This is a genomic window from Aquirufa sp. (assembly GCF_044342065.1).
Taxonomy (GTDB): domain Bacteria; phylum Bacteroidota; class Bacteroidia; order Cytophagales; family Spirosomataceae; genus Aquirufa.
This window is the reverse complement of sequence record NZ_JBIIQN010000026.1, coordinates 26,207-36,968: the sequence shown is the minus strand read 5'-3', so window position 1 is coordinate 36,968 and position 10,762 is coordinate 26,207. Positions and strand designations below refer to the sequence as shown.

The window sequence follows — 10,762 nt, the reverse complement described above, 5'->3', positions numbered from 1 at the left end:
AAACATTAACCGATTAGAGCCTCCCGAACATCCCATCAATCTTTGGCCTTGAACAGCGAAGGATTTATTTTTCTGAAGATTGTATAAAAAAAGCCATCCTCTCAGATGGCTTTCAAATTATTTTTCTACCGTAATTAATCCCGGAATCTCGACCATTTCGTTCGCCTCCGCCGCGTAATCCACGCCATCGAAACCGAAGCCAAATAGATTTAAGAAATCCGATTTATATCCAGCCAAATCGCCAATCGCCGTCAGGTTTTCTGTCGTAGCCCCTTTCCATAATTCAGCCACCTCAGCTTGTACCGCCTCATCCATTTCCCAATCGTCGATGCGGATACGTCCTTTCTCGTCAACTGGAATAGCACCATTTGTATATAAACGCGCGCTGAATAATCGTTGGATCTGCTCGATACAACCTTCGTGCGTGCCTTTGGCTTTCATGATTTTATACAACAACGAGATGTACAATGGAATCACCGGAATCGCTGAACTCGCTTGGGTAACCAACGCTTTATTCACTGAAACGAATGCTTTGCCACCTATTTTGGCCAAATCCTTTGTAATCTGAAACGCCGTCGCTTCTAAATGCTCCTTCGCCATACCGATGGTTCCTTTGCGGTAAACCGCTTCCGTCACTTCCGGCCCAATGTACGAATAGGCAACCGTCATCGCACCTTCCGCTAAAACGCCCGCATTCAATAAGGCATCCATCCACATCGACCAGTCCTCGCCGCCCATTACTTCCACCGTGTTCGCGATATCTTCGTCATTACAAGGCGTGATTGTTACATCTGAAACAATGCCCGTATGAAAATCAACCGTTTTTTGTGTAAATGTGTCGCCGATAGGCTTCAAAACCGAACGATGCAACACGCCCGAAACTGGGTGCTGACGCACAGGTGATGCCAAACTATAAATCACCAAATCAACTTGGCCTAAATCTGCCTTAATTAAGTCGATCGTTTGGGCTTTTACTTCATTAGAGAACGCGTCGCCATTAATGCTTTTCGCATAAAGACCCGCTTTACCTGCCGCTGCTTCGAATGCAAGGCTATTGTAATATCCTGGAGAAGCTGTTTTACCTGCTGCAGGTGCTTTTTCAAAGAAAACGCCAATCGTCGCAGCATCAGATCCGAATGCACTTGTGATGCGAGAGGCTAAACCAAAACCCGTTGAGGCTCCAATCACAAGCACTTTTTTCGCCCCGGCAACTTTGCCTTTGGACTTCACATAGTCAATTTGATTTAATACGTTCTTTTCGCATCCTTTCGGGTGTGAAGTCAAACATATAAACCCTCTCATTCTAGGTTCAATAATCATAGTGCTTGAATTTTGTTTGTGCAAATATAGTCAAAGCCCCTAATTATCCCATTATTTGCCCTAGGTCAATTGGCCGATAGATTAAACAAAAGCCCCGCTACAATTTCATTCCCCCATTTCGCCGAATGCTTCAGCTCGGCGCGCAACATACTCCATGATTTCATTTGGTAATCTACGGTCAATGACTGCGAAACATCTGACAAAGATTCAGCCAAAATAATGGCATGCGGGTCATTATAATATTCCAAACGCCCTGTGAACTTCAGCGATGGCTTCGCTTTCCAAGTAAGAAAGCCGGATGCCCCATGCCAAAACTTCCCTGACTCAACCCCAAAATCCGAACTAATAGAGGCATTGAATCGATTTGAAATAGGAATCAATACATAATTATCATAAAACACCCGTAAGCCTTTTTCTTCATCACCGATAAACCCGCTGGAATTAAAGCGAATGCCTTTGGCATTTTCAATGGTAATCTGTGTCCCTAAAGCTGGACGGAATCGATGGATTGTTTGCCAACCAGTCAATGCCAAAACCTTCACATTCATCCGTTGCGTAGGACTATAACTCCAAGCCAATCCTGTTTCATAATAAGGCGAATTCTCGGCGATATAACTGCGCGAAAAACTCGGATTTTCCCAGTTTTTCGCAGACTCTAAGCCGAGGTGGGAGGGCATAATTCCGACAATCAACTGATGTTTAGGCGCTAATTGCACTTGCGCATTGAGCTGGTAAATATGTTTCAACAGACCCGGCTCAGCAGCTAAATTTTTCTGCGAATAAGTTCCCAGCATAAAATCTCCCCGAAGCGTCCACTTCGATTTTGACGCTGAAAATTCTACGAGTCCCAGGTTAATGGCCGGCCGGTTTAGTGTGGTGTGATTGTAAAATAAGGCCGACTTTTCACTCGCCCGCGGACTAGCGAATGAATGACCATAATAGGTTTCTAAATAGGCCCCAAACGTAACCCGCAAGGTGTCGGATTGACCCCAAGCAGTCATACTAAGCAAACACAAAATCAATATTTTCTTCATACGAAACGAATCTACATCCTCGCCTAAAAGAATTGGAGGTAAATTTAAGTTCATAATTTCAATCTAGAATACATTTTTGGTAGATTTAAGTTCTCCCTTCCTTTTAGCTATATGAAAAAGATTTTCCTCTTCCTCTTACTTGGTTTTTCGGCGATAGGCCAACAAACCGCTAATAAACCGGAACGCGTTAATTGGTTTCAAGACCTCGGTTTCGGGATGTTTATCCACTGGAATGTGGATGTTACATTAGGCGCTGTGATTAGTCATTCACTGTCGGGCGCTTCCGATGCATATGTCAATAAATACATCCAAGAACTTCCGTCTTACTTTAATCCCGAGCAGTTTAAACCCAAAGACTGGGCAAAACTCGCTAAGCTCGCCGGTATGAAATACGTGGTTTTTACGGCCAAGCATCACGCAGGCTTCGCCATGTTCAACACTAAAACGACTACGTTCAATGTCATGAATACCCCCTTCAAACGGGATATTACGAAAGAAGTAGTGGAGGCGTTTCGAGCTGAAGGTATCGCCGTGGGGCTTTACTTTTCGCCGGATGACTTTTACTATTTGCATACGCACAAACAACCCATCGGAAGAGCCCAAGATCCCGCACATTATCCAAAAACCAATCCAGGTTTGATGGAGTACGATAAGGCCCAGCTAAAAGAGTTGTTGACCCAATACGGCAAAATCGATATCCTATTTATCGACGGACCAGGTGATGGTCTACGTGAACATGCTTGGGCGATCAATCCAGATTTAGTCATCACCCGGGACGCGATGAAAACCCCAGAGCAAACCACACCAAATACATCTTTGCCACGTCCTTGGGAAGCTTGTTACACGATGGGCACCGACTGGCAATACAAGCCAACCAACGATCCACAGAAATCAGGAACTACCGTTATTAATATGTTGGCAGAAATTCGCGCCAAAGGTGGGAACTTCTTGTTAAACGTAGGGCCCAAACCGAATGGCGAAATTCAAATCGAACAAGAAGCCATCCTGCGTGAAATCGCGCTTTGGAACTTCGCAAATTCAGAATCCATTTATGCCGTGAAACCAATGCCAATTATTAAAGAGGAGGGCGTTTGGTATACACAATCGAACGATGAGAAATACATCTATGCCTTCATTTTACGTTCCTCGCCAGACGACTGGAAATACGGCGAACGCAAAAATTTCGTACTTTCGAACGTCATTGGAAATGAGAAAACGACCGTGGAAACCTTAGGGTATAAAGGGGAACTTGTCGAATACAAACAAGATTTTGATGCCAAAACCTATGTGTCTGCAAGCCCGCTTGGTCTGACCATCAGTGCGGTAAATGGCCAACGGTTCTATACCAACAACAAATGGCCAAACACAGTCGTATTGAAAATTTCTAACGCAAAAGGACGCTTACCATTAGCGGATAAAACCAAACAAAGCTCCATGGACGGTGCCAAATAACCATGATGATTACCGTACAAACAACGATTAATTCCCCCATCAAAACCGTGTGGGAAAAGTGGACTTCCCCGGAGCATGTTCAAAATTGGAACTTCGCAGCGTCGGATTGGCATTGCCCAAAGGCGACAATTGACCTACGAGTAGGTGGCGAATATCACTATGAAATGGCTGCGAAAGATGGTTCGGTGAGCTTTGATTTTTGGGGTACCTACCTTGAAATTAACCCGGAAGAATCTCTTCATATCTTCATAGGAGATGGCCGCAATATGCAGGTTACTTTCGAAACTACCGAAGCAAGAACGAAAGTAACCGAACATTTTGAGCCTGAAAATCAAAACCCAGAAGACATGCAACAGGCTGGCTGGCAAATGATTTTAGATAACTTCAAAAGCTACGTCGAAAACGCTACTTCCTAGGATTTAAAATCAACGAAACGCGCTCCAAGCAATCATCTACATGGTAGCGCACTTCTTTATCTGTATACTTACCTTTTGCCGCAGCTAAACTCGCTTGAAGCGCTTTTAACTCCCCGCGAACGATCGAGCGAACATCCGACTGCGCCACTGGGTATGTTTCCCTTGGAGGTCCAAAAGAACTAGCAGCAGGAGGTGCAGGCGCTTGATCTGTCATCAACGCCTTCAAGCGTTCGATATACGCTTTCTGTAAATTACGACGGTAGCGGTCGATGCCTTTCCCTGAGGCTAGCTCAGTCCAAATGCCTCCACGTAAGTCTTGAAAAAGATCAATTGTCTTGTAGTTATTTAATGTCGTTAAGCCGCTATTATCCAAGCGCGCAAAAGTCTCTAAACTCAACATACGATTCAACGGGCTAACTTGTAGACTGCGAATACGATCCGTGTATCCGGCCATGTGATGCGTCACAACTTCTTTGTTAATCAACCAGTCAACATTCGTGAACACATTGGTAATCAACCAGTTAACAGCGGCTTGTTGGCTCGCCTTCGGTACCGGATTATACGATGAAATATTCTGATTTGGTTTCGCATATTGCTCATACACACCACCTACCATCGTCGTCACGTGACCCACATAGCGTGACCATGAACCTAAAAGCTCATCATTTAATTCGATCAAATCTTCATAATCATTCGTCTTTTTACTGGTCCAGTCGGCCAAATTCTTAGCCACATATTTCAAGTTTTTCACCGCATACGTACTCGCACGAATCGGATCGTTACCGATATCCTCCGTTTGTGAACTTGGGTCAAACGTCGTTCCCTGATTTCCAAAACGGAATCTTGGATCCCCAGCTTTGGCCTCAATCCATTTGTCTAAAGTCGGCACTTCATCTTCTGGACGAACCGCATCCGGCAAAACGCGATAGCCCCAATTCACCGCATAATTATCATACGGTCCCATTTGGCGAATGTATCGAACCCCCTGATCTCCCGGCTGCGCGATGTAATTAAAACGCGCATAATCCATAATACTCGCAGAAATTCCCTCCTTATTCGTGAAGTCCCCCTTGCGGTAATTCTCCACCTCATACGAACTACTCGCCCCCATATTATGTGGGAAACCTAAGGCGTGACCTACCTCATGTGAAATCACCATTTCCATCATTTCACCAATGTCCTCTTCACGCGTATCCAAAGTCCGCGCATTCGGATTTGACGCGCCCGTCTCTAACAGAAAACGGTTACGATACGAACGTAAATGGTTATGATACCAAATAATATCACTCTCAATAATCTCGCCCGAACGCGGATCGCTCACACTTGGCCCCGTCGCATTACGCGTTGTACTTGCCACATAGCGAATCACGGAATACCGAATATCTTCCGGTGAAAAATCCGGATCCTCAGCGGCAGTCGGTGGGTCTTTGCAAATAATCGCATTCTTAAAGCCCGCTACCTCAAAGGCTTTTTGCCAATTCTCCACACCCTTTTTCATGTGCTTGCGAAGTTTCATCGGTGTTGCTGGATCGAGGTAATAAACGATCGGTTTGATCGGTTCTACCAATTCCCCACGCTTGTAAGCGGCCATATCTTTCGGCTCTAGGCGCCAGCGTTGGATATACGTTTTTTGGTCTGACTTCAATTCCTCACTCGAATAATCGTATTGCTTTTGGGTAAAATACCCCACACGTTGATCGAATAAACGTGGCTTCATCGGCTTCTCCGGAAGTAAAATCATCGACTGATTCATCTGCATACTCAGCGTTTCCGTGTAAGGAGTTACCGATGGCTTCGAGGCATTGAAGGTGAAATCCTGCAAGACTTCAATGTTCAATGGGAAGGATTTAATCGAACGAATAAAGCTTCGGCTGGCATCTAAATTTCTGACTTTGTGTGCTTCACGTAATGACGCATCCAAACCACTCATCGCTGGGATGTCGCTGCTGTAAAACTTCGTTACATCGATCACCACATTACTTGAATCTTTGCTGTACGTTTCAATGTCAAACATGTATAAGGTTGGCTCGTAATTATTGGCCTTCACCGACAAGCTGATCGGCAAGGAATCTGCCGCCACCGAGGCATATGATTTAACTTTGATCAAAATCTTTTCTTGGAATTTCTCCCACACAATCAATTGCTCACGTGAGGAAGTTCCCGCATTTACGTAGCCTCCACCAATGCCGGATGGAAGTTTGGCGATTTGGCTGACCAATAACATGTCTTTGCCCAAATGTTTTTTAGGAATTTCGAAGTAATATTTATCCCCTACTTGGTGGGTCGTGAATAATCCTTTCTTGGATTTGGCTTCCTTGGTAATGACCTGATCGTAGGATTTTGACTTGGATGCAGGTCGCTTCGCAGCCGTAGAATCAGCAGGTTTTGCAGGTGGAGTTGCGGGGGCTTTGGCCGACTGCCCATAACTAAGGAAGGAAGCTGCACTTAGGCAGACGATGAGTGAAAGTACTTTTTTCATAGATCCGTTTAAATTTCAAAAAGGTAAACCAAATGTAAGGCTTCTTGTTTAATTTTTAATCTGCCTTATCGTGGGTGCAGTTGGAATATTGCAGAGGTTTTTCCAACTTCGTTTTTCAAGCCTTCTTAAAAATATGAGCATTTGGCTCCTAATCTGCGCGGCAATATTCGTTTTAGTGACCCTCATCTCGGTCATGAAATTACAGCCTTTTATTGCCTTTCTAGTCGTTTCGCTCGGATTAGGAATCGCTGGTTCACTTACCACTGAACAGACCATCGCCGCTATGCAAAAGGGAATCGGCGGAACACTGGGTTCGATTATTCCCATCATTATTCTCGGGTCCATGTTGGGCAAAATGGTCGCAAAAAGTCGGGCGACCTTCGTTCTGTCTGAATATTTTGTCCAACTTTTCGGCCCGAAAAACTTACCGATTGCCTTCATGCTGATTGGGTTTATCGTGGGGCTTCCCTTGTTTTTTTCGGTGGCCTTTTTATTACTCACCCCACTCGTACTGTCCACCGCAGAGCGCTATCATTTGCCACCCGTTTATCTGGGAATTCCGATGTTGGCCTCGCTTTCAATCACCCAAGGGTTTCTCCCACCACACCCCGCGCCCTATTATTTAGTAACCCATTTACCCGGGGCAGACATGGGAACGACACTCGGCTATGGCATCTTGATTTCGATTCCGGCTATGCTCGCCTCTGGTTGGCTATTTGGCAAAACATTGAAAAACATTCCCGCGACTCCGATGTCCTTTGTGGAATCCGGCGAGAACGTAAATAATCCTTCGGTGGGAATTAGCTTATCAATTCTCTTATTGCCCGTGGCGCTGATTGCGATTAAATCTTTTGTCCATCTTCCGGGCATTGATTTAATCGGTGAGCCGATGGTTGCCCTGTTGATATCCGTGTTTGTGGGCGTTTATTTCCTCGGGCTCAAACGCGGAATTTCATGGCCTGAAATCAGCGGTTGGTTAGTGGATTCCATCAAAGATGTTGCTCCATTAATGTTGACATTCGGTGGTGCTGGTGCCTTCAAGGAAATCTTACAAGAGATGCATGTGGGCGACGCGATGCATGAATTGACGCAAGGTTCCGCGGTAAATCCATTGATTATTGCCTGGGGAATTGCTGCGGTATTACGTATCGTGACGGGTTCATCCACGGTTTCCGGAATCACCACAGCCGGATTAATTTTGCCTTTATTAGCCTCCTCGGGCGTAAATCCTAACCTCCTTGCCTTAAGCATCGGAGCGGGTTCCATGGTTTTATCCCATGTCAATGACGCGGGATTTTGGCTCTACAAAGAGTACTTTGGCGTATCCATCAAAAACAGCTTACGCTCCTGGACCATCATGGAAACCATCCTGGCTGTCGTCGGCTTACTCGGGGTACTTGGACTCGAATTAGTGCTGTAATAGGACTTTTTTGCCGGTTTTTGCCGACTCCCGTGCCGCCTCCAATATTTCCACCACCACTTGATTAATTGCAAAAGAAGACAAATCTTTTTGCGGTTTAACTCGCCCTTGTACCACTGCTGCCAAATACGGGAATACATTCGAAACATCATGCGGTAAAGGGTTTAGCGTCAGCATCCCCTCTTGTCCAAATCGATCCCCCGTCACATAACGCATCTTGTTGGTTTTATCCGCTACCAAAATTCCTTTCGTGCCATACACCTCTGTATCCTTCCGGTCAAATGGCCAGTTCCAAGATGCTTGAATAATCGCCTGGCAATCTGGATAGGTTAAAATAATACTTGCCTCGTCATCCACTTTCGGGTACACATCCGGTTTTAATTGTTGGGTCACCGCCGTCACCGCTATTGGCTTTCGGCCATCCATCAGCCACGTCATGATGTTGGCGCCATAACAACCAAAATCGATAATTGCTCCACCGCCATTCAACACCGGATCGGTCAACCAGTTCAAAAACTCCGGTGCACAGCCGATTTCTTTCGGCCCACGGTGGCCATCCATGATGACCACTTTGCGAATCGTTCCTAAGGATTTTTCTTCCTTGACCATCTGCCACATTTTCGCATGAGACGGATACCAGGTCGTTTCAAAATTGGTCAATAGATGTATCGGGTGTTTGGCAACCAGCGCATTCATCTGGTTTAAATGATCCATGTTTACCGCCAAAGGTTTCTCCACAATGACATGAATTCCTTTGGGTGCACAGACTTTGACAACCTCCAGGTGTTCATAAATACTATTGAATGCGGCAATAGCCTCGGGTTTTGTTTTGGCAATCAATGCCTCCAAGGACGGGAACCACAACGAATCTGGCAAGTTTTGTTTCTTTAAAAGCGACATCGCTAATTCCTTATTTGGCTCAGCGAAACCGACGATAATCACATCTTGCTGCGGCTTTTTAATCGCCGTATAAACTTGACCTACATGTCCGTGCGTCATGCCTGCGATGCCAACGCGCAAAGGCTTGGCTTGAAAAACGAAGGGCAACAAAAGTAAAAAGAGTAGCTTTTTCATCAGAATTGTATTTGAGTAGGAATTTATAAAATTTAACTTATATATTCTGCAAAGTCTTATATTTGAAACTGCGATTTATCCGCCCGTAACCTGATTCGCGTAAGCATGAACAAATTGATCCAAGAAGCGATTGAAAAAGAAGCCTCCCTGGCAACTCGTCGGCATTTTTTGCAGTCGCTGGGTACGGGGATCGGGTCAATTGCCTTTGGTTCCGCACTTTGGAATTGTTCTTCGCCGACGAAAGGCCAACAAGCCTCTACGCGCATTCCGCCTCATTTTGGAAAAGCAAAATCAGTCATTTTTTTACACATGGCGGGGGCGCCGTCGCAATTAGAATTGTTTGACTACAAGCCCACATTAGCCAAATTTGATGGCAAAGAATGTCCCAAGGAATTACTGGAAGGCAAAAAATTCGCGTTCATTCGTGGCGTTCCTAATTTATTAGGTCCGAAAGCCAACTTCCTTCAACATGGGCAATCGGGACATTGGATTTCCGACCACATGCCACATTTGGCAACACAGGCAGATAAAATTACGTTTTTAAAGGGCATGTATACGGATCAGTTTAATCATGCTCCGGCCCAATTATTAATGCATACCGGTTCGGCTAGATTAGGTCGGCCGTCCTTAGGTTCCTGGGTTTCTTATGGCCTCGGTTCCGAAAACGAAAACCTTCCTTCGTTCATGGTCCTCGCTTCGGGTGGCAAAAATCCCGACGCAGGGAAGTCGGCCTGGGGAAGTGGTTTCCTCCCATCCGTCTACCAAGGTGTACAATGCCGCTCCGCTGGAGAGCCTGTACTCTTCATCAAAAACCCTGACGGTGTCAATTCAGATATTCGCAAAGCGAGCATTGATGTGATTAATGCCGTAAATCAAGAAACCTTTGCGGAGTTTGGCGATCCCGAAACCGTTGCGCGAATTGCGCAATATGAGATGGCCTATAAAATGCAAAGTTCGGTGCCGGAGGTTATGGATATTAGTAAGGAGCCGGCGTACATTCACCAACTATACGGCACAAATCCCGGTAAAGAATCCTTCGCGAACAACTGTTTGTTGGCTCGCAAAATGGTCGAAAAAGGCGTGCGTTTTGTGCAGCTTTTTGATTGGGGATGGGATGCACATGGTACGAGCAAAGATGGATCTGTGGATTTTGGTTTACATCAAAAATGCTTGGAAACCGACCAAGCCGTTTCAGCCTTATTACTTGATTTAGAACAGCGAGGTTTGTTGGACGAAACACTCGTAGTCTGGGGTGGGGAATTTGGTCGGACGCCGATGCAAGAAAACCGCGAAGGCCAAAAGCAAAGTTTCTACGGACGTGATCACCACACAGAGGCTTTTACCATGTGGCTCGCTGGCGCAGGTATCAAACCCGGCATGTCGCTTGGCGAAACGGACGATTTAGGATATTCCACCATCTCGGGAAAAACATCGGTTTATGACCTGCAAGCTACTATTTTGCATTGTTTGGGCTTCAACCACGAGGAATTTACCTACCCGTTCCAAGGACGTAATTTCCGTTTGACCGATGTATTCGGAAAAGTGATTAAACCGATATTGGCCTAGG

The 10,762-nt window shown here is 45.5% G+C and carries 8 protein-coding genes; 4 read left to right on the top strand and 4 right to left on the bottom strand.

Annotated features, from left to right (window positions below; genetic code table 11):
- Positions 1–117 precede the first annotated feature (117 nt).
- Positions 118–1,320 (bottom strand): enoyl-ACP reductase FabV, encoded by a 1,203-nt coding sequence (fabV, locus tag ACIQZ2_RS09275; RefSeq protein ID WP_395768576.1) that lies wholly within the window; start codon positions 1,318–1,320, stop codon positions 118–120.
- A gap of 65 nt (positions 1,321–1,385) precedes the next feature.
- Positions 1,386–2,408 carry an outer membrane beta-barrel protein gene (locus tag ACIQZ2_RS09270; RefSeq protein WP_395768575.1) on the bottom strand — a complete coding sequence of 341 codons (1,023 nt, stop codon included), beginning with the start codon at positions 2,406–2,408 and terminating at the stop codon, positions 1,386–1,388.
- A gap of 57 nt (positions 2,409–2,465) precedes the next feature.
- Here ACIQZ2_RS09270 and ACIQZ2_RS09265 point away from each other — a divergent pair, with 57 nt between their 5' ends.
- Both ACIQZ2_RS09265 and ACIQZ2_RS09260 read left to right on the top strand, forming a co-directional pair.
- Entirely contained in the window at positions 2,466–3,806 is a 1,341-nt protein-coding gene (locus tag ACIQZ2_RS09265; RefSeq protein ID WP_395768574.1) for an alpha-L-fucosidase, read from the top strand.
- Between the two features lie 2 nt (positions 3,807–3,808).
- Positions 3,809–4,222: an SRPBCC domain-containing protein gene (locus ACIQZ2_RS09260; protein WP_395768573.1), complete on the top strand. Its 414-nt coding sequence runs from the start codon at positions 3,809–3,811 to the stop codon at positions 4,220–4,222.
- Here the strand turns inward: ACIQZ2_RS09260 and ACIQZ2_RS09255 are convergent.
- On the bottom strand, positions 4,212–6,701 hold the full coding sequence (locus ACIQZ2_RS09255) for a zinc-dependent metalloprotease (protein ID WP_395768572.1): 2,490 nt from the start codon (positions 6,699–6,701) through the stop codon (positions 4,212–4,214). The genes ACIQZ2_RS09260 and ACIQZ2_RS09255 overlap by 11 nt on opposite strands.
- Before the next feature lie 133 nt (positions 6,702–6,834).
- Between ACIQZ2_RS09255 and ACIQZ2_RS09250 the strand changes: the two genes are divergently transcribed.
- Positions 6,835–8,121 carry a GntP family permease gene (locus ACIQZ2_RS09250; RefSeq protein WP_395768571.1) on the top strand — a complete coding sequence of 429 codons (1,287 nt, stop codon included), beginning with the start codon at positions 6,835–6,837 and terminating at the stop codon, positions 8,119–8,121.
- Here ACIQZ2_RS09250 and ACIQZ2_RS09245 read toward each other — a convergent pair.
- A complete protein-coding gene (locus tag ACIQZ2_RS09245) occupies positions 8,110–9,195 on the bottom strand; it encodes a Gfo/Idh/MocA family protein (RefSeq protein ID WP_395768570.1) in 1,086 nt (361 codons plus the stop codon). The two genes, ACIQZ2_RS09250 and ACIQZ2_RS09245, sit on opposite strands and share 12 nt — an antisense overlap.
- 105 nt (positions 9,196–9,300) lie before the next feature.
- Between ACIQZ2_RS09245 and ACIQZ2_RS09240 the strand changes: the two genes are divergently transcribed.
- The gene (locus ACIQZ2_RS09240) at positions 9,301–10,761 is read left to right on the top strand and encodes a DUF1501 domain-containing protein (protein ID WP_395768569.1); all 1,461 of its coding nucleotides are present in this window, start codon (positions 9,301–9,303) and stop codon (positions 10,759–10,761) included.
- The last annotated feature ends 1 nt before the right edge of the window (position 10,762 follow it).